Below are 21,268 nucleotides of genomic sequence, written 5' to 3' on the forward strand. Positions count from 1 at the left end.
GTATAGATAATAAATTTCTGAACGTATAGAGCCAAAGCCCCTTTCGCTACATAGGCATTTTTGCTTATTGCCCAAAAGCCCATCCTTTTGATTTGATGGACTTTTGAACTTTCATGATCGCCTGTTCGTTATGGAATTAATTTGCACAACTTCCGCCCTGGCTGGGCGCCTGCGGCAGGAGTCCGCTCGTTTGCAGGTTTTGATGGACGGCAGCGAAACCCGACCCCGAAGAGAATTGCGCACCCGTGACCAGCCACCCGTCGGCGTCTTTGAAATCCAGATTTTGATTTGATTGAAGATACATGGCGATCTCGAGATTTTGCTGGGGAAACCAGTATGCGTTGACATATTTGGCAGCTTCGAACATCTCATCCACACTGGCGCCCTGCGAAGCCATCAACTCCAACATGCCAAGCATGGCCATGCCATGATTACAGTCCGGAAAAAGCGTGGGATTGTTGCAGCATGGACGATATATCGCTGCAGCCACCTTCTCCAATCGCGTTTGTTGTTCAGGCGTAAGTGGAATCATATCCAGGCTGGCATAAACGTCGGTGACGGGTCGAGTAGCCAGCGTCCAGCCGCCAGTGGAGGCGAAGCGTTCTATCTGCCCTTCGCTGTATTGGACGATTGGTCCATCAGTGAGAATTGAATTCTCGTTAGCCAACCCGACAGCCCAAAAGAAATTAAGCAGGAAATGGGCATTCTCAGCAGTGATCACAATTTGCTCATCACTGCCCTTCTTTAGAATATCGATCTGGCTATCGCTGAGCGTATCACCGCTTGCGGCCATGACCTGTGCAAAAGCATCGGTATCAATGACCCCCGCCTCTACCAATTGCGGACCCAACTGCTCGTAGGAAATGGGAAGAGTGTACCCATCCACAGGATTAACCTGCTCGTAAAGTTTGGTCATTAATTTTTGCTGTTTCAACTCAGCCCTCTCATCCTGCCCCCATTTTAGGTAACCTCCCCCATAGCCGAGAAGGAAAGTAATGATCAGGACGATAACGAGCCATGCAATTTGCTTGATGCGTGAGTTCGTTGAAAATGATCCTTCGGTGGATTTTCCGGTTGTTTCAAAGTCTTGTTTTGTCATGTTTTTCCTCTGCCTTGCATTTATTCGAGCTTTATTTCTTCGCTCTTCGTATATTTCTCAGGCTCGCGCTCGAGCATTGGCTTGCAAGTCTGGGAACAGAAATAATACATCCACCCTTTGTTCTGAAAACTGGCTAGGATATGTTGCGGATTGACCGCCATGCCGAATACCGGGGTTTTTGATCGTCTTTCATCCTTCTTATTATTTTTCCAATTCGTATCCGGCTAATTCCCAATCTGCCATGCCACCTGCCAGATTCCAAATGTTCGTATACCCCTGCTTTACCAATGCCTCCGCGGCAATGGCGCTCATACGTCCGCTGCGGCAGTACAGAACAATCTTTGCGTTTTTATCGACAGGCAATAGTGCAAGATTGAGGGGATCGGTAATTTGGTCGTAAGCAATGGATAGATCTGTTCCAGTAATTTTTCCTTCAAGGGGAATGTGAACGTTGATGAACATGAAATCTTTGTGCCTCAGCATCGTGTTCAATTCATCTGCATTCACGTTGGTATAGGCGCCATCATCAACGGGAACTTTATTGCCTGCAATTTCGGCAGGCTTACCCTGGCAAGCCCCGAGCAAAACCAGAAGAATAGATAACAAAAATATTTGCTTCACTAAAAACTCCTTTTCGTAAACTATTTGGGGATTTCTCCAGCCAGTTCTTTATCAATTATCTGCGTGAAAGCAGAAAGCGGTTGCGCGCCAACGATTGCCAGCCCGTTGATGAAAAACGTCGGGGTGGATTGAACACCAAGGTTAAGCGCAAAATCCATATCCTGCTGGATCGAGTCCTTATATGTACCCGCCTCTAAACATTCTTCAAAAGAACCTTTATCCAGATTGAGATCAGTAGCGATCTTCAGGTAAAGTTCGCGCCCAAGTTTGTCCTGGTTCTCGAAGATTTTGTCATGGTATTCCCAGAACGCATCCTGTTCATTGGCGCACATTGAGGCTTCCGCTGATGGGAAGGCTTCGGGATGGATGGAGGTCAGGGGAAGATGACGATAGACAAAACGAATTTGACCAGGATACGCCGCCAGCAATTGTGCAGCCGTCTCATCCTGGAAGCGTTTGCAGAACGGGCATTGAAAATCGCTGAACTCGACGATCACGATGGGCGCATCCACTGGGCCCTGGCTGGGAAAGCCTTCGAATGGGATGTCATAGCGAGTGAATTGAGGTGACTGGGTCGCTGTTGGTACTTCAACTACGGGTCCCAGGACAGCGGGTGGATTATTGGTAATTACCGGCTGTGAGCGGGGTGCCAGCTCCCAGACAACATAACCGGTCAGGATGCCGATGGCAAAAGCCAGTACCACAAGGACCGAATAAAAATGGGTGCGCTTAAATGTAATGGTATCTTCCGTATCCAGAGGGGAATCCATGAAGTTCTATTCTCCAACAGCTTATGATTTTTGGATGGTATGCCCGCTCAGATAACCGAGGTAGGCGGGTACAAGTGGCAGGACACAAGGCGAGAGGAAGGATAACAACCCAGCAATGATGGCGGTGAAATACGTTGGCGCCGCGGAGAACAGGGTGAATTTTTCAATGTAAAGCCCATTCTTGAATGCCCAGATTGCAATCAGACTCATGGTGTTCGTGAGAAGCAGAACGCCAATGATTATGATGAAAACGCCGCTGGCGATCTTGAAATACTTTTGATAGGGCCGCATGTGTTTGAGCCAACCGGAAACTCGTTCCAGCCCAAGTGCCATCGCCAGGAATGGAATGCCCAACCCAAGCGAATACCCTGAAGAAAGCCACATCGCCTGCCCCACGGTTTGCTGGCTAAGCCCCATTGTCAGGATCGCGCCCAATGTCGCGCCAATGCACGGGCTCCAGCCCGCCGCAAAGAATATGCCCATAAGGGCAGACCCGCCATAAGTTCCGCGCTGACCCGTATATTGTGCCCGGGTATCATAATAAAACCAGGGGAGACGAATCACTTCGAGAGTCGCCAGCCCGAACATGATCACGACCACACCTCCAATTTGCGCGATGACCCGTTTGTATGCGCCAAATAATTGACCCAGCGCCGTCACCGAGCCGCCCCAGCCGATCACAAACACCAGTGAGAAGCCGAGGACGAAAAGCAGTGCGTGTAAAAATATTTTCAATCGTTCTGTTTGGGAGGGAAAGCGGGGACTGACAGTATCAGTAGTCATAAGTCTTCCTATTCGATAAGGGTATGACACCATGATACGCAAAACCCCGCCCCTGCATGAGCGCAGGATGGCGGGAAAATCAGCAGGCAAAATGGCTTATGAGTTTTATCGCTTTACAAGCGAATTTCAATCCTGGTTCCCTGTCCTTGGGTAGATTCAATTCCCAACCGTGCCCCGATCAGGTCAGCGCGTTCATGAATACCAAGCAGCCCAAAATGCCCGTTGGTAGCAAATTCGGTCGGACTTGCCGGAGCGACAAAGCCGTTGCCGTTATCTTTAATTACCAATGTTACTTCTGAGCCGGAATAACGAATGGACAAGTCGGCGTGGGTCGCCCTGGAATGTTTGACCACATTATTGAGCGCCTCCTGCGCAATGCGATAAAGTGACAATTCCACGTCGCGCGAGAGACGGCGTTCATTGCCTGTCCTTTGAAATTCCACGGTCAAGGGATTGCTCTGGCTGATTTCACGCGTCAGCATTTCGAGCGCGGTAACCAACCCCAGGTCTTCGAGATAGATTGGTCTTAGCGCACGCGTGAGACGCCGAAGGTTCTCTATCGTCTGTTCGGCGAGTGTCTCCAATTCCTTGAGGGATTGTCTGCCATTCTGTTCTTTGATGGATTTCTGTGCAAGTTGAACACGTTGTTTTAATGCGATCACAGCCTGAATGGTATCGTCATGCAACTCGCGTGCCAGGCGCATGCGTTCATCCTCTTGCGCCGAAGTGATCGCCCCAATGTAATCGTGCAATCCCTCCTGTGCGGCTTGTACCTTGCGCGACATTTCGGTCAATTCCATTTGAAGATGTTGCACTTCGGAAATACCGCCGACCGGTTCCTGAATGGCTTCAAAATCCCCCCATGCCAGCGCAGCCGCCTTGGACTCAAGTTTTTGCAATGGCTGGACGATCTGTTTTGCGCCAAACCAGATTGCGATCAGCGCCAGGATGAAGGCTGGCACGACCACGAGCGGAGCCATCTGGGTCAATTGCAGCGAGGGACTGATCACCATTTCCCATTCCTCTTCTGTAATCAACGCCCAGCCTGCCGCCTCAATCGGGCTGTAGGCAACCACATGTTCGGTCGCATCCTTCTTCACATAGAGAACACCGCTTTTCCCATTCAGGGCTTCCATCACACCTGGATGCTCAGCGTCCAGGCGTTCCTGTTCAAGAGCGCCGCTGACGAATAACAAGCGGCGGGAGGCATCCAGCAAATAGATAGTCACATGACTGCCTGCTGGATAGGTGGGTGTCAGGGTCTCGGAAGCCAGCGCCTCGGGTGAAAATGCGCCGGCGACGATCACATCACGAGTTTCAGAATAGGCTGAGATGATAATAAAGAGTTGCTTGGAATTTGGGTCAATGACCGGATCGGAGAAAACAGGTTCGGGGTCCGAAGGGGAAGCGAGGTTGATCAAGTTGGGGTTTTGCGACACCCATCCCCAAAATCTATCATTCCCCGTTTTCTCGATCAAGTGTCCGTTCGAGCTCAGAAAGGCAACCTCCCCGTTGAAATCCTTTGCAAGGTCATTGGTGGTGGCAAATATTTTCTCGAAGGAAATCTCTTCAGACGCCAGCACCGCCATGCTCGTGATAGTCGCCATGCGGTGATGAAGTTCGGATTGCAGGGCGGCAGCGGCAGACTGCACGGCGCGTTCGTCGCGTTCCCCAACCAAGGTACGCATATCCTGCTGATGCATGTTGACCCCGCCGAACGCAATGAATAGCAACAATAGCGTCAACGGCAGAACCGTGACTGCAAAGAGTTGTGTCAGACCGCGCCAGCCTGGCAGGAGTCGTTTCATTCTTCGGTAATGTTGCCTGAGCTTTGTGAGATCAATCCCAGCGCCACTCCGCGCATGACCGCCTCGGTGCGGCTGTTGGCTTGCAGTTTGGCGAAGATGTGCGCAAGATGGCCCTGCACCGTGCGGTCGCTAATGGTCAGTTGCACACCGATGGCTTTATTGGTAAATCCTTTTGCGGCAAGTCGCAGCACATCCAGTTCCCGGTCGGTCAATGGTTCGACGACATTTTTATCGGGTCCTTTGAAGATGGTGGACATCAATTTGCGCGCGACCACGGGGTCGAGAGCCGACTTGCCTTCATTGACATCGCGCACCGCCTGGATGAGTTCATCCGCCTGCCCGGTTTTGAGCACATAACCATTGGCACCCGCCTGCAGGACGGCCATCACATATGGATCATCGTCGTAGGCGGTCAGGATCAACACACCCACTTCAGGGAATTGTGACCGTACCCAGCGTGTCACCTCAATGCCGCTGGCTTTGGGCATTTGGATATCCAACACGGCGACATCGGGTTTGTGTTTGCTGATAAGGGTTTGCGCCTCCTCGCCATCCCCCGCCTCGGCAATGACCTGGAGATCAGTCGCACTTTCCAGCAGCTGCCTCACGCCTGCACGGACGATATGATGGTCATCCGCCAGGAGAATGCGTATTTTGGGTTTTGATTTGCTCGATGATTTTGGCATAATTTAGTTCTTCCAATTGCTGATTATACGTCTGCGTTTGTTGAATATATGGAAACGCCAGCCAGACGATACCCATTCCAGCCAGCACACCCGAAATGAAGCGCATCAGGGAATTGAACGATCCCAGCGCGTCGCCCCCATAAAAGGTCATGGGCAAAGAATTGTCCGTTAATACAGCCAACCATGCATTTGTATCACGAAATCCATTTCCAATTCCTGCAAAATCGCTGACCATGTGAGTCCCACCATCCAAGGCCATTGGCAACAAGAACAAGGCAACCCCCCACCAACTTAAAGTTTTTACTCTGCGGCGGAATGGATACCAGAGCGCTGCGAAAAACCAGACACTGGTATAGAACGAGATCATGCGGTCCGACCAGGCTACCTTCCAACCCATTGTTTCATTTCCAGTGAACTGACGCAGGATCATGGGGTTGGCTGTATCCTGCCAGGCAGCTTGGATCTCCGCCAGGGAGTACATGCTCTTATCCCCGAAGAAAAAGAAGGAACGTTCGGGGAGTTGATGACAAAAGAAGGAATAGAAAAAATAGGTCGTTTTTCCCGCGCCTATCCATCCCAAATTCATGAAAACCGGCGCAAGAAATGGAACGAGCACCCACAAGCCATAGATGACCAGAAAAGTGCCAAACCAGTGATCTCCCAGCCGTTGAAAGATGGATCGACTTTGGTGTAAGCGGGTGTTCGTTCCCAGTGTGGACATGTCTTTTCCTTTATGGAGCGTCCGGTTCAGGCGCCTGGTTGAGGTTGGCGCGATAGAAGGCTCGCGCTTGCTCCACATCGAAGGACTCGAATCGCAGCATACGTCCCCAGGAGGTCATCACCACGGGCGCATCCAACGAGTCCCACGGATAGGCGATCATCTTTATACTGTTGAATTCATCCATAACTGAACGGATCTGTGATTTCAACTCTGTGCAGGCGGATTCATCGAGCAGGTTGCAGTTGTACCAAACGATCACATAGCCGTGTTCCAGATTGTGAACCAGATAAGCGGCGGGAAATGTGTAAATATTCTGGTCATAAAAACCTGCATCCAATTCGGTTGCATAATGCAAACCTGATGTCGGCGGGTCGGAGTTGTACTCCCCGGGATTCGTGTCTGGTGCAAGATGAGGCGCGCTGGTCATAATGGGAATCGCCTCGCCCATTGGAGGGCGAACGCCCTGCCAGAAAATGAATCCGATGAGCGCCAGGACAATTGCCCCGACCCCGATCCAGATCAAATTCGATTTCAGTTTTTGCTTGCGATTCTTTTCTTGTTGGATCTGTCGCTGTGTTTTGGATGGCATAAGGTTTCCCTAATGAATGATATGGATGCCAGAGCTGGCATCCATATCATTCAGGCTGGTTACTGGATCTTAATATCGATGTCTTCCTGGAAGTCAAGCCCATCCTTGCGGACATAGACCGTTAGCTTCCAGTTTCCGCTCATGCTGAAACCTGCTTTTATGGAATATTTCCCGCCTCCCTGGTCGGTGGCAACTCCGCTCATGCCCATGCCCGTCATGTCGGTGTGATCCACGGAGACATCCACTGTCGCGCCTTCGATGGGGCTGCCATTTGCATCGGTGAGGGTGAAAATCAGTTCGACATCGCCCTTCATTGCGGGGCTGGGACTGGTTTCCACCTGGATATTCACCGGTTTCTCTTCTGTTGTGTCTGCGGCGGGAGCAGCCCCGCCTCCACAAGCTGACAGTAGAACAGACGCCAAAACGAACATACTAATAAAGAACAGCTTTCTCATTTTTCACTCTCTCCTTTGAATGTATTTGTTGGTCGAGTAGGGCGTGCGGAGTTTCGACATGCAAAGAGCGCTACTCAACCGCCGCACGCCCGTATCGAGACCTATTCAACGACGTTGATCATCAACATCAAACCACCCGGTTCGACATTGTCGTTGGTGGTGTGGTGCAGGATGTGACAGTGCAGCATCCATTGCCCGGTCTCTGTGGCGACGAACTCAATATCGTAGCGTTCTCCCGGAGCGACACTGACCGTGTCCTTGGTCAACTGCGCCGCCTCGGGGACAGGATGCCCATCTGTCGCCACGATCTTGAAGGGAACGCCATGCAGATGCATGGGATGTATGAACTGACCGATGGCAATGAAGCGCAGCCGGACCAGATCCCCTTTCTTGACAGTGATGGTTTCGGTGGCAGGGAAGGATTTGCCATTAATTGTGAAGTAATTAGGTTCCATCCCACTCATGGGCATGGCGGCATAGGTTGTTCCATCCGTCATGCGCCATTCCGAGATCATCAAAGTTACGTCCACATCAGGAGGGGTGGCATCGGGTTCTTTAGGATCGATGATGAACGGAGCGTACAACCCGGCGCCCACCTGCACATCGCCCTCAAAATGCGAGTGATACATAAACGTCCCTGCCGGCTTGGCAGTGAATTCATAGGTAAACGTCTCGCCCGGCTGGATCGGGTCCTGGGTGACACCCGGTACGCCGTCCATTGCATTGGGGACTTCGACTCCATGCCAGTGGATCGTGGTTGGATCGGGTAATTCATTCTTGACGATAATGCGGACCTGATCGCCCTCGGTCACGCGGATCATGGGGCCGGGTACGGTTCCGTTGTATGTGAAGGCAGTAACGGTCACTCCATCCAGGATTTCCCATTGGACAGCTTTGGTTGTTAGTTCAAAGACCTTGACGCCATCTTCCAGGCGATATTCCAGGGGCAATCCGCCTTCAGCTTCGGTGGCAGGCTGGACGTTTGGCGCGGTGATTGGCTCCATCATATGAGCCGCTTCGGGGTTGTCCATCATCATGCTCCCCGGTGTGGCGGTCACATCCATCATCTCGGAATTTCCACTGGATGTTGTGGTGGGCGCGCAAGCGGATAAGATCAATAGCAGACTCGTGATTGTAAAAAATAAAATCTTCTTCATTATGGTTCCTCTGCAAAGTTGGAATAGCACTTAAATATATGGATTCCCCTTTGATCCATCCAGAGCAATTTGACGTGGGACTGTATAGGCAATATTGCCTATGTAAGGGTTAAACAGATTCGATTGCCTTGATGTCCAATACCTCTTTAATGGAAGCGACTAGTTTTCTGTCCGCCCGTTGGGAGGGGTCATCCGCAATGGAGAAGCGCGTTTGTCCGTCACTTCCATGCAGGATCAAGGTGGCAGGTTCAGCGGTCTCCCCATAGACCATCAGAACAACCATCTGGCAGTCACAATCTGCTGTGCCATGATTTGGGCAGGGGCAATCCGGCTGGGTATGGCGCACAGTATGCAGGTCGAAGGTTTGCATGGCACGCAAACCGGCTTGCGATAATTTTTTTTCTGCTGCCTGCAATGCCATATCGCAGGGCATAGCAACGATTAAGAAGGAAAATGTAGTCATGGATGCCTCTATTATTGGATATTCTCCATTGTAGGCAGGTTCCCATTTGGATTGGAGAGCCGCGTGGCGTATTTCCTGGTAGGCGAAATTGCCTATAACAATTCCCCTGTCACTGGCATCGACAGGGGAATTGTCTGTTTGCAACCTTCAGACCCTTACGGCATGGGCATATTCATTGTGCCACCCTCCGGAATTTCAAGTTGGATTTCCGAAGGGACGTTGGCTAGTGCGGGGAGCGGCGAAAAGCTAATCCCATTGGGGGCATCACCTGTTGGAATGGTGGCGATGACACGTTGACTCTCAAGATCGATCACCGACACCGTATCCTCATAAATGTTCGATACATAGGCATATCGACTCGAGGGATCAATCACGACTCCGTGTGCTCCCTGACCTGTTTCAACGGTTGCGACCACTTGAAAGGTGACGACATCGACAATCGAAACAGTGGTACTGGGTTTTTCCTCGGTTCCCTGATTGGCGACCAGGACATATCGATTATCTGGGGTAACAAAAACCTGAATAGGTCCCACTCCCACCGCCACTTTGCCAAGCAGTTCCTGCGTGGAAACATCCAACTTACCAAGTGCGTTTTCACTGTTAAGGGAAAAATAATTCAGCGCCCCATCCGGCGAGAAACCCACCTGCACCGGATGCTCTCCAACTTCAATGTCCGCCACCTTTACATCCTGTTTGACGTCAATAACACTCAATGTGGTGGATTTGGCATTGGCGACATAAACCCACCGCCCATCCGGGCTGACGCGCAGACCGTGCGGATACTCGCCGACCGGGATCGTGCCAACCGCCCCCAACGTGTTTGTGTCGATGACGGTGACCGTATTATCCCCGCCATTGGTGGCATAAGCCTTTTTGCCATCGGGCGTTAGCACAATATGCGCGGGCATCATCCCGGTCGGCAAGGCACCATGAACTTCAAAGGTGGCAGCATCGATCATGATTGCCAGGGAGTCATGTCCACTGACAACCCAGACGGTTTTACCATCCGGCGAAACCTGCAGGTTGTGAGCGCCTTCCACGCCGGTAAGCGTGGTCAGGACTTGATTTGTTGCCGCATCAATCACGGTAATACTATTGCCTTCTTCATCTGCCACCCATACTGTTCCCTCCATTCCTGCAACATCCGATTGGGTCTGGTCAGGTTGTTCAGTGAATTCTGGTTCCGCCTGCGTGCCACACGCGCTCAATATCACAGCAGCGATCATTAGCAGGGTCACAATTTTCCAAATCGAAAACTTTTTCATTGGGTTCAACTCCTTCTGGTCGGTTCGGATATAGTCCGCACTTATACAGCACCCACCGGGAAATTGAACATACGCATTATTGCCTAATACGTCATTGTTAGTCCAAATTGCTCACGGATTCGATTTCATTCCTTATCTTCTTCCATACGAATATATTGATGGGGAATACGTTCAAACAAATGCTTGCAGACCTCGGAACAAAAGTAATAGGTTCTCTCTTTGTGTACGATCTGAAAGGGTGGGTTCTTTGGATCGACTTTCATTTCACACACAGGATCGATTTCAAATTCCTGCCCGGCTGGGTAATATCGTTGCATGTTGAAACTGTTCATTGGTTCTTGTCTCCATTTGCTGATTGTTGACACCTCATATCATTCAGGTGTTCTCCCGACATAATATGATGATCGTTTTTTCGTTGTGCATTTGTCTGCCGCACATAGGAACTCCTTTTCGACGGCACATCCTAACCGATAAATGTAAAGAAGTTATGAAGATTCATTGAATCAGGCATAGGCAATAGTGCCTATGCCTGATTCAGCCACATTGCGCAAGACGTCTGCCACTGATGGGACTATGATGATGCCAAAGGATATTAATTAACGGTGAAACGAATTTTCATTCCCCTCGCGGCATTCTTACTCGGTTCCGTCTTTATCGCTTCTTTCTACATCGGCATCCTCACGTGGGCACAGGGTTGGGAGTATGCCTCGTCTCAATTCATCCGTGACCGCTGGTATGTCATCCCTATCATCCTCGGCTTCGGCGTACAAGCCGCGCTCTATTCCGTCCTGCGCTTCCGCCTATTCATTCCGGTTACATCCACAGCACATGCCGGCTCGATGATCGGCGCGAGCGGAGGCACATCTACCACCGCGATGGTGGCTTGCTGCATCCATCACGTCACTGATGTCCTGCCCATCCTTGGGTTGAGTGTGGCAGCAAGTTTTCTGACCCGCTATCAGCGTCCCTTCATGCTGGTCGGACTCGTTATGAACCTGATCGGAATTGGCGTCATGCTCTTCGTACTTTATCGTGAACGACAAAAATTACAACCTGTTCTTTTGGAGACATAATGAAACGACTGATCATCCCCATTCTTCTGATTCTGATACTTACCATCACAGCCTGCTCTGCAGTTTTGCCCTCGCTTCCTTCCCAACCGCAGGTTGATACTGTTTCGACCGAATCCACCTCTCCTGAATTGGCTTCCGCCACCCGCATGGATAACCAAGGGGCGATCATCTTTGAAGTCACTCCTCTTAACCTTGACCAAACTGGTGAATCTCTTGAATTCAATATAGTCTTAACCACCCATTCGATTGACCTGAGCATGGATCTTGCCGCAACCGCAACGCTCACGACCGATACGGGTGTAAGCGTGAACTCCACCCTGTGGGACGCGCCACGTGGCGGGCATCATGTGGAAGGGAAATTGATCTTCCCGGCGACACAGGCTGGCAAATCCATCCTGGAGGGAGCGACAAAGCTCACCCTCACAATCACCAACGTGGATGCACCCACCCGAACATTTGACTGGGAGTTGAAATAGCAGGAGAAGAAAATGGGACACAAAACAGATATCAGCCGTCGTGACTTCATCAAATCGGTTGCCGGGTTCGTCGGAACCTTTATCGGCGTCGGGATCGGTCTTCCTTCCATTTTCTATCTTCTCTCGCCGTCGCTTGAAAAAACGGAAGACGATTCCATCATCGATCTTGGTTCGCCTGAAAAATATCCGATTGGCATTCCAACCCGGTTTGAATTTACCCGCACCAAGGTCAACGGATGGGAACGGACAGCGACCAATTATGGCTTGTTCGTTCTGCGTAAGAGTGAAAGTGAAGTAAGGGTATTCTCTGACATTTGTACTCATCTTGGCTGCCGTGTTACCTGGCATCCCGATGAAAGACATTACATCAGTCCCTGCCATGACGGTCATTTTGACATTACCGGTAACGTGGTCAGCGGTCCACCGCCGCGTCCGCTGGATGAATTTATTACAGAAATAAAAAACGGCAATCTCGTGGTTTCCCTTCCGCCTATAAAACGGAACGGATAAAGGAAGGTTCACATGAATAAACGTCACATCTGGATTATGCTGCTTTGCTGCCTGCTTCCCATTTTGGGCTTGGCAGCCGTCCTGCTCCTGAAAATCCCCGTTAATACAGTCGTCTATGTGGGTCTTGCATTGCTTTGCCCGCTGGCGCATTTCTTCATGATGGGCAACATGCATAATCACAACAACCAGTTGGATCAGCCTCATGACCATTCCATCCAAGACAAGACCACCACTCACTCGCCGTGATTTTCTAAAGATCACCGCCTTGGGGATCGGCTCGCTTGCCTTTCGCCCTTTTGTCTGGCAGGGATTCCCTGAATTGCAACCGTCGGAATTATTGGGGCGTGTTACAGTCGGCAAGGTGGATGTGCATGCACGCCCTGATGGGAACGAACAGATCGTTGGCGCTCTGTATGAAGATCAGGTCGTCCCCTGGATTCGGGAGGTGGTTGGATCCATGCCCGGCAGGATCAATCAACGCTGGGTCGAGACTCCGTATGGTTATATGTGGGGAGGAAACCTGCAACCTGTTCGCGACCTGCCGAATTCGCCAGTGTCCACCCTGCCAAACACAAGTCTGGGTTCCGGTATGTGGGTTGAAGTCACAGTCCCGTATGTGGACTTGATTCTCGATAACCCGCCTTCTCGAGCACCCTGGCTCCAGTATCGGGAATCTATCGGTTTGCCGGCGCGCTTTATCTATAGTCAGGTGGTCTGGGTGGATCAGGTCCGTATTGAAGCAAATGGTGGAGTCTGGTATCGGTTAAATGAACGCTTCGGGTCGGGCGACCTGTTCTGGGGTCCGGCAGAGGCGTTTCGTCCACTGACTATGGAGGAAATCGCTCCAATCAACCCGGAAGCAGAAGAAAAAAGAATCGTGGTCAACATTGATTACCAAACCTTATCGTGCTTCGAAGGAAAGAATGAGGTGTATTTTGCGCGTATTTCCAGTGGTGCATTGTATGACGCTTGGGGAAATCCCGTGGATGCGTGGGCGACTCCGGTGGGTGAATTCCCAATCTGGCGCAAAGCGGTCTCATTGCCATTGAGCGGAGGAAGTGCATCAGCAGGCTGGAGTCTGCCGGCTGTTGGTTGGGTCAGTTTGTTTGTCGGCTCCGGTGTGGCAATTCATTCCACCTATTGGCATAACAATTATGGCGAACCTTCCTCAAGGGGATGTGTCAATGCCAGCCCGGAAGATGCAAAATGGATCTTTCGCTGGAGCCTGCCAGTAATTCCGTATGACCCAGGTGATTTAACGGTAGAAATGCCGGGAGGAACGAGGGTGATTGTAGAAAAACAGGATTTCTAAATTTCAACTTAGCGACATCTTAGGAACACCTGCGCAACATTATCATTAAGATTATGTCTTGCAGAAAGACAAAATGCTCTCACAACCGCAATCGGATCAGTCCGGCGGGGTACATATCTGGTATACGGGTATAAGTTTCGCCCCGCCTGGAATATGCCGCAGGGCTAAGGTTCTCTAAACCAGCATCTTGATCGAGGATCTTAAGTAAATCTAAACGAATTACAACATCTAGTTCTCGGTTTCTGTTGATTTTTACTTCCTCAACCAAGGTATCTATAACCTTCTTTCTGAGCAAGAACACTCTATGTCGCTCCTCTTCATGTTGAGGAGCGGCTTCTTTTAACTCCACAACGCCCGACTGTAAATCCGCCAAGTACTCCTCAAATTTTTCTTCCCAGTTATTGAGCGCGTTGATATTTATCGTCTGACCTAATGCAGCCAGGTCGCGCTTGTAACTGATCTCCTGCAATGTCAAAGTTGCCAATTGTTGTTCCATGTCATTATTTGTAAATTTCCCTTCTCTTGCTTGTGTAATCACCCATTGACGGTCATGATTGATCCTCTGAAGCTGTTTTTCAATTCTGTTCCTTTCTTCATGAAGATTTGAGGCATTGGCTCGAAGTTGATCAACCAAATCCATCGCTTGAGAAAGCAGGTATTCAGGCTTGTCGAGAGCGCGGCAAATCTTTTCCCAGGCTTCATCATCAGCCTTTTTAGCGCCAATATGTCTTGGGCAATCGGGTGAAACAAGATCTTTGTGATTCTGGCGACAATAGTAAATACCCATGAATGTTTTTCGCTCGACCAGCACACCTTTTCGATTCTTTCTGGTTTTTTGAGTTCTCGCGCCCCACTTATTGCCACATTCACATTTTAGAACCCCTCCAAGCAGGTAATCGTGGTGTACGCGACGAGCAGGATAAGTTTTTTTTCTTGCTCTCATTTCTCTAAAGCTATCATAAGTTGCAATATCAATAATTGGATCGACTGGTATTTCAAAAAGCTCTCCTTTTCTGGACTGAATTTTCAATCCATAAGCATATTCCTTGGCTGATTTAAGAATTGCCTGAATACTGGATCGAGCCCAGTGGATCCTTCTTGGAATACTGCTCCCCTTTTGGGGTGCGCCACCAGCAATCAATCTGTCTCGAATTTCCATGAGATGGCAGCCATCAAGATACCATTCAAAAATCTTCCGAACCCAATATGCCTCCTCTTCAACCAGCACAATTTGGCCGTCATGACGCTGATAACCGTAACGATCCTGTCCAGTGTTTGCCTTTCCCGATTTCAGGCGGGCTTTCACGCCCATTGTCATGCGCTCTTTCATGCCATCCAATTCCATTTGAGCCACCCAAGCACGCAAAGGAGCAATTTTGGGATCAAACGTTTCCCGCGCAAGCATGACAGATACCTTATGTTCCTGAATCGTTTCCAATACAAGTAGCATGGCACGCATCCCTCGATAAAGTCTATCTTCACGCCAGGCGAGGATTATGTCAAACTCATCCCGGGCAGCTGCATTCAACATTTCAAGCAGCCCAGGGCGATCAGATCGTGTACCAGAGGGTTCCACTAATTTCGTGCGAACACGATACTTCTCAATATCACGATAAACATTGACAATCACCAGCCCCTTATCAGCCGCCAGTTGTCGGCAATCCGCTTCCTGCTCAGCCGGGCTTGATTTTTCTCCTTGATGCTCAGATGATGTACGAACATAAATGACCGCACGGTTATTCATTGTTTTATCCTCAGTTTATTGGTTATTCCAAATCGTGCTAATCGATATGTATCTTGATCGACCGGCAAACATTGACGGCTTGCGATGCGAATCCGATTTTCCAGGGCTACCACTGACAGGCCATGAGCCGGACGAACCGGAATCACCGCTATTCTTCTGACTTTCTTCAAGTAATTCCATCAGGTCCAGATGGATGGTCACAGTCAACTGTCGGTTAATGTCAATCGTCACCTTCTCCACCAGCAACTGAACGATATGTTTTTTCAGGTCAAACGATTTAAGCCATTCCTCTTCGCTCACAGACAGGTCACTCAATGCCTGGATGCCATCCTGCAAGTCGGCAAGAAATCCCATCACTTTGGCTTCCCAGTCCACCAACAACCGTTCATCGATTCTTTTCTGCATCGCAGATAATTCGCTCTTAAGATCGACCTCCTGTTGGGAGTATTCGTTGAGCGTACGTTCCATGTCCGCCTCTGAAATATTGCCCATCCGAGTCTGGGTGATGACCCATTGCCGATTCAAAAAGAGGTTTTCCAATTCCTTTTGAATGCGCTCGCGATTTACATCCTGGTGACCCGCTTCATTGATGAGTTGAGCAACCAAATCCCGGGCTCCACCCAGTAGAATTTCAGGGTGGTTTATGGCATTGCAAACCTGCCTCCAAACCTCGCGATCTGCATCGATGCGCGGGATGGTACGGGGACATTCCGGGGAGCGGATTTCCTCATGATTGCATGGGCAATAATAGACTCCATTGACAGTTCGCCTTTTCAGCCAATTTCCATTTTGCATTCGTGAATGACTGGTGGTACTGCGAGGCTGCCACCGATATTCACAGGCGCAATAAAGCAAGCCTTGAATTAAGGCATACTGCTTGATGCTTTTCGGTGCCGGCACCGGCGCCTTTGGTTTGGACTGCAAATATGTTTGATATGTTTGGGGATCGAGTATCGGCTCGACATCCATTTCAAAAGAGTCCCCTTCACGGGTTTGGACTTTTTTGCCGGTTGCATATCCCTCCGCTCCTTGCAGGATGCCGAGAATACTGCTGATAGCCCAGGTAATCTTTCGCGGTTTTGTTGCGACTTTCTGTGGGGCATTTGCTGCGATCAAGCGTTGGCGCATGACCTTGTAGGGAACGCGTTCGATATACCAGGCAAAGATCTGCCTTACCCATTCAGCTTCCTCGGGAACAATTTCAATCCGTGCCCCCACCCGCCGATAGCCATACCGATCCTGCCCGGAGTTCGCTTTGCCGGCTTTGAGGCGTGCCTTGACCCCCATCGTCATGCGTTCCTTGATATTCTCAAGTTCGACCTGTGCGAGCCAGGCTTTGAGTGGAGCCGTGGCAGGATCAAAGGTCTCCTGGGCAAGCATGATGGTGAGGTTATTTTGTTGGATCGTCTCCAACACCAGAAGCATGGCACGCATTCCCCGATACAAACGATCCTCCCGCCAGGCAAGGATGACATCGAACTGATCGTCAGATGCATCCCGCAGCATTGCCAGCAAACCGGGGCGGTCATAGCGCACACCAGAAGGCTCCACCCACTTTTTCTTGACTCGGTACCGCTCAATATCGCGATACACATTGACAACGATCAGTCCCTGTTTTTCTGCATACAGGCGGCAATCCGTTTCCTGTTCTTTTGGACTGCACTTTTCACCCTGTTGTTCAGATGAAGTACGAATGTAGATCACGGCTCTCTTTGCCATCGTTTCAATCCTTTTCTCAAAATCAAATTAGGTTTTCCTCTTTTGGGCCGGGGCTGGCTCAGCCCAAAAGAGGTCTGCATCAGATGGAATTCCCGTTCACCTTCCGCAGCGCATCAAAGAAGAGTTGATCGCCGAGGACTTGCACCTGCTCCTCCGGCGTCAAACCCAGCCGACTGGTGAAATCGAAAAGCACCAGCCCAACCGAGGCAGAGACATCGATCAAGCTTCCATTCTCTGCCACGGACTCCCATTCCTGACGAAAAGCAGAAAGGCTTTCCAATGCCAGGATCCGATCCAAAGGCGCAAGGGTCGGGGTCTCGCGAACCGCAAATTGAACATCCATAGGTTGTCTCCTTGTTTGGGCGTTCCACCTCCCCCAGCCGGAAAGCAAAACGCCCCGATGGAATCCCACCAGGGCGTATGCAGAGGCTATAATACGAATAGCCCGCCTACCGCTGATATCGGTGGGTTGGGTCAGGGCGTGTATCGTGTTCCAGCACTTTACGCGCCCGTTATTCGAGCAAAATACATTTTACTAGTAAAATGTATTTAAAGCAAGACAAGTAACGGGTCAGGCAAAGAGGGATTATTTTTTGACTATTTTTGGACCGTGCCGCTTATCGTCAGCCTTTTCGGCAGCCTTGAGATAAGACAGCAATGACTTTTTGCTGATCGCCCACACAGAACCAAATTTGTGAGCCGTCAACTTCCCCGCTCGGACAATAATACGCAAATATTCGGCATGATAACCGCTTAGCTTGGATGCCTGCTCGATTGTCAACCATTCATCGTCTGTCATATTTGCGCTCCGAACGGGGATTATACCTTTCAAACCATACAGAAAACGCCCATTTATGAATTATTTTTTCAAGCTACACCTTTCTTCCGGCGTTGCTTCCTACGCCGAGCCGGCCGGCTCTCACGATCCGCTGCCTGTCCGTCCGGTGGTTCCTGGATGGACGCTCCCCCATTTGCCTGTCTGCGTAATCGCACTTCCCTGCCATACTCGGCAATCGCCTTGAACATCTTTCTCAACGCGATGCGGTTCGCTTCCATTTGATCAGTTGTTGAATCCATGCTCACAGTGGTCACTCTCTTTTGACATTTTTATGATGTGCCCCTTTTTACATGGCGCGAGTCAAGTATGAGTCCAGTATGTTTGATAATTTGATTATGAAAATTCAGATCCACTGTCTGAAAACAAAAAGCGAAATAACCATCGGAGCACATATTTCATATAAATAAAGTCCCATTTATCGAATTTCAAAAATGAAATTAATTTTTACCTTCTTTGTGGAATTTTCTTAAGGTAAAATCTCCGCCCCATGAAACTTTTGTCTCTCATCAGAGCCAAAAAATATGGCTCACCCAAAAAGATGATTTTGCTCGCCCTGCTTAAGATTGCCCTTGTGGGATTGTTTTTGCAAATCACATGGTCTTATCACAGTCTTGAAAGCGGATTGGGCGCAGCGGTGGCACAAGTTGCCATCATGTATCATGTTGTTCTGTTGATGATATTGGTCGTGGCTGGAATTGGTCTCGGTCATTGGATCGACCAGTTGATCCGTTTGAAGAAATCCATCTTCCAGCATCCGCAAAAAGGAAGCTGGACCGAGGCGTTCATGAATCTGTGGGGCTATGAATTGAAGGAAAAGGAAGTGGTGCAAATCCAAACCATCACCCCTGAACCACAGATGATCGAACCCTTCGACCTCTTCAACATGCCCGCCCGGCGCGGTCGCAAACCCACCTTTCCCCTGGAGCGCTGGATCCCCATCGCCATGAAATGGGAAAACCGCGACCCGATCCGCGATGCCTTCACCCTTGGTGAATTGATCGCCGAGCTTCTGGGAACGAATTCAGACGGCTCCCCCATTGTCTCCGAACAAACCTACTACAGTGTCTGGCGGCAACGCGCGATGGATGAAATCCGCCGCCGGGCAAAGGCGAAAAGATCCACCGGTGTACAGGAGCACGAAAAAGAAATCGCGTAAGGCATGTAATCGCAAGAACAATCCAGGGAGGAAGCAGCAAGGAAAACACAACCCGAAACAGCACAAATTACGGGGAAGTACGTTTCCGATCTTTTTTTGATTCCAATGTTCAGGAAGCATTCCAACTTTTCATTATGGCGATTCGCGCCATTCAATCCTTGATGATCTGCTCGTTTGAATTTCCGTAGAATTCCCATAAATCAAACTGGGTAATTCCTTGACTCCCGCCTGATAAAAGAGCCGTCACTGTACGGCTCTTTATTTTTTTCACACGAGGTGAACATGGCGAAAGTCATCATCCATCTGCGGGATTACGAACTGACTGCGCTGAACGATCTGGCGCAGCGTGAATACCGCGCTCCCAAGGCTCAGGCAGCCTTGATCATTCGCAGGGAACTGCAAAAACTGGGCATGATCCCGGTCGAAACACTCATTCCAACTCAACCTGACATCCACCCTGTGGATGAAACAATTCAGTCGGAAATGAAAGGAGGGTAAATCATGTTTGCAGGAATTCTTTCCGGTGTAGCCACCTGCCTTGGCCCGATCGCAGTGGGGCTGATCATTTTTCTGCTGGTAGTCGCATTTTTCCGCTAACCATATTCCATTCAAGGAAACCCATCTTATGTCAACCAAAGTCATTTGTATTGCCAATCAAAAAGGCGGGGTCGGCAAGACCACGACTGCCGTATCCCTCGCTCACGGCCTGACCCAAAAAGGCAGGCGCGTTCTGCTGATCGACCTTGATCCACAAGGGCAGTCCGCCACCGCCCTCGGACGCAACCCCGAACCCGGCGCGTTTTACCTGCTCACAATGGGAAGCACACCACAGGAGACCACTTTTGTGCAGTCGTGGGTGCGCTTCTCTGGAAGGGAGGGTTTGTATCTGTTGCCTGGCGACCAGCAGACGATGGCCGCCCAGACCGTGCTCAACGCGCAGGACAAACCCATTTCTGCCATCCGCCAATCCATCCAACGCTTTTTCAAAGATGGATTGCATTACATCCTCTTTGACACCGCGCCCAGTGTCGGCGGCATCCAGGAACGCGCGGTCTGGGCCTCCGATCTCGTGATCGTGCCGACTGCCACCGAGTTCCTTTCCGCCGACGGCGTCTCGAAGGTGCTGCTCATGATGAGCGTGCTTCAGGAAAAGAAAAACTGGCGCGGAAATCTATTGGGCATCCTGCCGACCTTCTTTGATGAACAAACCCGCGAGAGCAAAGCCACGATGGAAAACCTGAAGGAACGGTTTGATACAAGCGTTCTGCCGCCCATCCATCGCTCCACGCTGTTACGGGAATGCGCCGCCGAGGGGAAAACCATTTTGGAATTTGATCCTGTGTGTCGGGCTACCAAGGAATATCAAGCATTGACCCAGCACGTGCTGAAATTTTAGGAGGTGAATATGACCGGACGACGTGACCCATTTGAAAAGACTGATACACCGACCCCAACTCAACCACCCAGTCTCTACGACTCCCTGCGCATGGCAGCACCGCGCAAACGCAACCGTCAATGGGAAAAACAACAACAGAGCCGCAAGGTGGTCTATCGCGGCATCGATCCCAAGCTGGCGTTGAAGGTGAAGACGATTGCCGATGATCTGCAAGTCCCCGCAGGAGAGGTCGCATGTGTGGTGATCGAATACGCACTGCGTTCCTATGAACGCGGTGATTTTGATCTCCACCCACGTCCCAATCCGGAACGCATGCGCATGACCCTCTTCCCACGAAGCGACTCCGCACATTCGATCAACAGACCTCAACGTACTGCCAAACATAAACGACCGGAAGCCCTGTGGCGGGTGATCACCACCTGGCGCGGTTTCTCTCCTGAACTCAAACAGGAACTGGCAGCGCTGGCCTCCGATGATGGCTTGCATGTACCCATCGGGGAATTGATCACGGCCCTGCTGCGCTTTGGTCTGAAAGCATATGAAACCGGATTGTTGGTGCTTGAACCCAAACCGAAATCCACCACATTCACTTTAGCGCACAAAGGCAAATAATGAAGTTCCATCAAA

Annotated in this window: 26 protein-coding genes and 2 pseudogenes; 9 read left to right on the top strand and 19 right to left on the bottom strand. The window is 50.3% G+C overall.

Annotation, left to right across the window (positions count from 1 at the left end; genetic code table 11):
- Positions 1-136 precede the first annotated feature (136 nt).
- The 14 genes and pseudogenes from QY332_15515 to QY332_15580 form a co-directional block, all read right to left on the bottom strand.
- Complete coding sequence (locus QY332_15515; GenBank protein ID WKZ35023.1) at positions 137-1,099, bottom strand: hypothetical protein; 963 nt, start codon at positions 1,097-1,099, stop codon at positions 137-139.
- Positions 1,100-1,300: 201 nt separating this feature from the next.
- Complete coding sequence (locus tag QY332_15520; GenBank protein ID WKZ35024.1) at positions 1,301-1,720, bottom strand: rhodanese-like domain-containing protein; 420 nt, start codon at positions 1,718-1,720, stop codon at positions 1,301-1,303.
- Positions 1,721-1,740: 20 nt separating this feature from the next.
- On the bottom strand, positions 1,741-2,490 hold the full coding sequence (locus QY332_15525) for a thioredoxin domain-containing protein (GenBank protein WKZ35025.1): 750 nt from the start codon (positions 2,488-2,490) through the stop codon (positions 1,741-1,743).
- Between the two features lie 42 nt (positions 2,491-2,532).
- Positions 2,533-2,643 (bottom strand): annotated as a pseudogene (locus tag QY332_15530) (cytochrome c biogenesis protein CcdA).
- A gap of 75 nt (positions 2,644-2,718) precedes the next feature.
- Positions 2,719-3,273 (bottom strand): annotated as a pseudogene (locus QY332_15535) (cytochrome c biogenesis protein CcdA).
- 113 nt (positions 3,274-3,386) lie between these two features.
- Entirely contained in the window at positions 3,387-5,081 is a 1,695-nt protein-coding gene (locus tag QY332_15540) for a histidine kinase (protein ID WKZ35026.1), read from the bottom strand.
- Positions 5,078-5,767, bottom strand: coding sequence for a response regulator transcription factor (locus QY332_15545; protein ID WKZ35027.1), 690 nt, complete (start codon positions 5,765-5,767; stop codon positions 5,078-5,080). The genes QY332_15540 and QY332_15545 overlap by 4 nt, the downstream gene beginning before the upstream one ends.
- Positions 5,712-6,488 carry a DUF2085 domain-containing protein gene (locus QY332_15550; protein ID WKZ35028.1) on the bottom strand — a complete coding sequence of 259 codons (777 nt, stop codon included), beginning with the start codon at positions 6,486-6,488 and terminating at the stop codon, positions 5,712-5,714. The genes QY332_15545 and QY332_15550 overlap by 56 nt, the downstream gene beginning before the upstream one ends.
- A 10-nt stretch (positions 6,489-6,498) precedes the next feature.
- Complete coding sequence (locus QY332_15555; GenBank protein ID WKZ35029.1) at positions 6,499-7,077, bottom strand: DUF3105 domain-containing protein; 579 nt, start codon at positions 7,075-7,077, stop codon at positions 6,499-6,501.
- 59 nt (positions 7,078-7,136) lie between these two features.
- The gene (locus QY332_15560) at positions 7,137-7,532 is read right to left on the bottom strand and encodes a FixH family protein (protein ID WKZ35030.1); all 396 of its coding nucleotides are present in this window, start codon (positions 7,530-7,532) and stop codon (positions 7,137-7,139) included.
- 101 nt (positions 7,533-7,633) lie between these two features.
- The gene (locus QY332_15565) at positions 7,634-8,689 is read right to left on the bottom strand and encodes a copper oxidase (protein WKZ35031.1); all 1,056 of its coding nucleotides are present in this window, start codon (positions 8,687-8,689) and stop codon (positions 7,634-7,636) included.
- Positions 8,690-8,798: 109 nt separating this feature from the next.
- Positions 8,799-9,152, bottom strand: coding sequence for a hypothetical protein (locus tag QY332_15570; protein WKZ35032.1), 354 nt, complete (start codon positions 9,150-9,152; stop codon positions 8,799-8,801).
- Positions 9,153-9,307: 155 nt separating this feature from the next.
- A complete protein-coding gene (locus QY332_15575; GenBank protein WKZ35033.1) occupies positions 9,308-10,417 on the bottom strand; it encodes a beta-propeller fold lactonase family protein in 1,110 nt (369 codons plus the stop codon).
- 125 nt (positions 10,418-10,542) lie between these two features.
- On the bottom strand, positions 10,543-10,749 hold the full coding sequence (locus QY332_15580) for a YHS domain-containing protein (GenBank protein WKZ35034.1): 207 nt from the start codon (positions 10,747-10,749) through the stop codon (positions 10,543-10,545).
- Between the two features lie 270 nt (positions 10,750-11,019).
- Between QY332_15580 and QY332_15585 the strand changes: the two genes are divergently transcribed.
- The 5 genes from QY332_15585 to QY332_15605 are packed head-to-tail and all read left to right on the top strand — an operon-like array spanning position 11,020 to position 13,788.
- Entirely contained in the window at positions 11,020-11,490 is a 471-nt protein-coding gene (locus tag QY332_15585; GenBank protein WKZ35035.1) for a hypothetical protein, read from the top strand.
- Positions 11,490-11,966, top strand: coding sequence for a hypothetical protein (locus QY332_15590; GenBank protein WKZ35036.1), 477 nt, complete (start codon positions 11,490-11,492; stop codon positions 11,964-11,966). The genes QY332_15585 and QY332_15590 overlap by 1 nt, the downstream gene beginning before the upstream one ends.
- A 12-nt stretch (positions 11,967-11,978) precedes the next feature.
- Complete coding sequence (locus tag QY332_15595; GenBank protein ID WKZ35037.1) at positions 11,979-12,476, top strand: ubiquinol-cytochrome c reductase iron-sulfur subunit; 498 nt, start codon at positions 11,979-11,981, stop codon at positions 12,474-12,476.
- Positions 12,477-12,488: 12 nt separating this feature from the next.
- Positions 12,489-12,722: a DUF2933 domain-containing protein gene (locus QY332_15600; GenBank protein WKZ35038.1), complete on the top strand. Its 234-nt coding sequence runs from the start codon at positions 12,489-12,491 to the stop codon at positions 12,720-12,722.
- Entirely contained in the window at positions 12,679-13,788 is a 1,110-nt protein-coding gene (locus QY332_15605) for a L,D-transpeptidase (protein ID WKZ35039.1), read from the top strand. Before QY332_15600 ends, QY332_15605 begins: the two co-directional genes overlap by 44 nt.
- Before the next feature lie 79 nt (positions 13,789-13,867).
- Here the strand turns inward: QY332_15605 and QY332_15610 are convergent, their stop codons facing one another.
- The 5 genes from QY332_15610 to QY332_15630 all read right to left on the bottom strand — a co-directional run bounded on the left by QY332_15610 (position 13,868) and on the right by QY332_15630 (position 18,328).
- A complete protein-coding gene (locus QY332_15610) occupies positions 13,868-15,532 on the bottom strand; it encodes a recombinase family protein (protein ID WKZ35040.1) in 1,665 nt (554 codons plus the stop codon).
- Between the two features lie 15 nt (positions 15,533-15,547).
- Positions 15,548-17,251, bottom strand: a complete 1,704-nt coding sequence (locus tag QY332_15615) for a recombinase family protein (GenBank protein ID WKZ35041.1) — start codon at positions 17,249-17,251, stop codon at positions 15,548-15,550.
- A 79-nt stretch (positions 17,252-17,330) separates the two neighbouring features.
- Positions 17,331-17,594, bottom strand: coding sequence for a hypothetical protein (locus QY332_15620; protein ID WKZ35042.1), 264 nt, complete (start codon positions 17,592-17,594; stop codon positions 17,331-17,333).
- Positions 17,595-17,837: 243 nt separating this feature from the next.
- Positions 17,838-18,050: a helix-turn-helix domain-containing protein gene (locus tag QY332_15625; protein WKZ35043.1), complete on the bottom strand. Its 213-nt coding sequence runs from the start codon at positions 18,048-18,050 to the stop codon at positions 17,838-17,840.
- A 68-nt stretch (positions 18,051-18,118) separates the two neighbouring features.
- Entirely contained in the window at positions 18,119-18,328 is a 210-nt protein-coding gene (locus QY332_15630; GenBank protein ID WKZ35044.1) for a hypothetical protein, read from the bottom strand.
- Between the two features lie 248 nt (positions 18,329-18,576).
- Here QY332_15630 and QY332_15635 point away from each other — a divergent pair, with 248 nt between their 5' ends.
- From QY332_15635 to QY332_15650, 4 genes are all read left to right on the top strand, one after another.
- On the top strand, positions 18,577-19,245 hold the full coding sequence (locus QY332_15635) for a hypothetical protein (protein WKZ35045.1): 669 nt from the start codon (positions 18,577-18,579) through the stop codon (positions 19,243-19,245).
- 282 nt (positions 19,246-19,527) lie between these two features.
- Positions 19,528-19,743 carry a hypothetical protein gene (locus QY332_15640; protein ID WKZ35046.1) on the top strand — a complete coding sequence of 72 codons (216 nt, stop codon included), beginning with the start codon at positions 19,528-19,530 and terminating at the stop codon, positions 19,741-19,743.
- 127 nt (positions 19,744-19,870) lie between these two features.
- A complete protein-coding gene (locus QY332_15645; GenBank protein WKZ35047.1) occupies positions 19,871-20,641 on the top strand; it encodes a ParA family protein in 771 nt (256 codons plus the stop codon).
- Between the two features lie 9 nt (positions 20,642-20,650).
- Positions 20,651-21,253: a hypothetical protein gene (locus tag QY332_15650; GenBank protein WKZ35048.1), complete on the top strand. Its 603-nt coding sequence runs from the start codon at positions 20,651-20,653 to the stop codon at positions 21,251-21,253.
- The last annotated feature ends 15 nt before the right edge of the window (positions 21,254-21,268 follow it).

Source organism: Anaerolineales bacterium, assembly GCA_030583885.1.
Lineage (GTDB): Bacteria > Chloroflexota > Anaerolineae > Anaerolineales > Villigracilaceae > Villigracilis.

Excerpts from the sequence above, each read along its gene's own strand:
- QY332_15515 (WKZ35023.1), bottom strand. The coding sequence starts at position 1,099 with ATGACAAAACAAGACTTTGAAACAACCGGAAAATCCACCGAAGGATCA.
- QY332_15525 (WKZ35025.1), bottom strand. The coding sequence starts at position 2,490 with ATGGATTCCCCTCTGGATACGGAAGATACCATTACATTTAAGCGCACC.
- QY332_15540 (WKZ35026.1), bottom strand. The coding sequence starts at position 5,081 with ATGAAACGACTCCTGCCAGGCTGGCGCGGTCTGACACAACTCTTTGCA.
- QY332_15545 (WKZ35027.1), bottom strand. The coding sequence starts at position 5,767 with ATGCCAAAATCATCGAGCAAATCAAAACCCAAAATACGCATTCTCCTG.
- QY332_15550 (WKZ35028.1), bottom strand. The coding sequence starts at position 6,488 with ATGTCCACACTGGGAACGAACACCCGCTTACACCAAAGTCGATCCATC.
- QY332_15555 (WKZ35029.1), bottom strand. The coding sequence starts at position 7,077 with ATGCCATCCAAAACACAGCGACAGATCCAACAAGAAAAGAATCGCAAG.
- QY332_15560 (WKZ35030.1), bottom strand. The coding sequence starts at position 7,532 with ATGAGAAAGCTGTTCTTTATTAGTATGTTCGTTTTGGCGTCTGTTCTA.
- QY332_15565 (WKZ35031.1), bottom strand. The coding sequence starts at position 8,689 with ATGAAGAAGATTTTATTTTTTACAATCACGAGTCTGCTATTGATCTTA.
- QY332_15570 (WKZ35032.1), bottom strand. The coding sequence starts at position 9,152 with ATGACTACATTTTCCTTCTTAATCGTTGCTATGCCCTGCGATATGGCA.
- QY332_15575 (WKZ35033.1), bottom strand. The coding sequence starts at position 10,417 with ATGAAAAAGTTTTCGATTTGGAAAATTGTGACCCTGCTAATGATCGCT.
- QY332_15580 (WKZ35034.1), bottom strand. The coding sequence starts at position 10,749 with ATGAACAGTTTCAACATGCAACGATATTACCCAGCCGGGCAGGAATTT.
- QY332_15590 (WKZ35036.1), top strand. The coding sequence starts at position 11,490 with ATGAAACGACTGATCATCCCCATTCTTCTGATTCTGATACTTACCATC.
- QY332_15595 (WKZ35037.1), top strand. The coding sequence starts at position 11,979 with ATGGGACACAAAACAGATATCAGCCGTCGTGACTTCATCAAATCGGTT.
- QY332_15600 (WKZ35038.1), top strand. The coding sequence starts at position 12,489 with ATGAATAAACGTCACATCTGGATTATGCTGCTTTGCTGCCTGCTTCCC.
- QY332_15605 (WKZ35039.1), top strand. The coding sequence starts at position 12,679 with ATGACCATTCCATCCAAGACAAGACCACCACTCACTCGCCGTGATTTT.
- QY332_15610 (WKZ35040.1), bottom strand. The coding sequence starts at position 15,532 with ATGAATAACCGTGCGGTCATTTATGTTCGTACATCATCTGAGCATCAA.
- QY332_15615 (WKZ35041.1), bottom strand. The coding sequence starts at position 17,251 with ATGGCAAAGAGAGCCGTGATCTACATTCGTACTTCATCTGAACAACAG.
- QY332_15620 (WKZ35042.1), bottom strand. The coding sequence starts at position 17,594 with ATGGATGTTCAATTTGCGGTTCGCGAGACCCCGACCCTTGCGCCTTTG.
- QY332_15625 (WKZ35043.1), bottom strand. The coding sequence starts at position 18,050 with ATGACAGACGATGAATGGTTGACAATCGAGCAGGCATCCAAGCTAAGC.
- QY332_15630 (WKZ35044.1), bottom strand. The coding sequence starts at position 18,328 with ATGGATTCAACAACTGATCAAATGGAAGCGAACCGCATCGCGTTGAGA.
- QY332_15635 (WKZ35045.1), top strand. The coding sequence starts at position 18,577 with ATGAAACTTTTGTCTCTCATCAGAGCCAAAAAATATGGCTCACCCAAA.
- QY332_15640 (WKZ35046.1), top strand. The coding sequence starts at position 19,528 with ATGGCGAAAGTCATCATCCATCTGCGGGATTACGAACTGACTGCGCTG.
- QY332_15645 (WKZ35047.1), top strand. The coding sequence starts at position 19,871 with ATGTCAACCAAAGTCATTTGTATTGCCAATCAAAAAGGCGGGGTCGGC.
- QY332_15650 (WKZ35048.1), top strand. The coding sequence starts at position 20,651 with ATGACCGGACGACGTGACCCATTTGAAAAGACTGATACACCGACCCCA.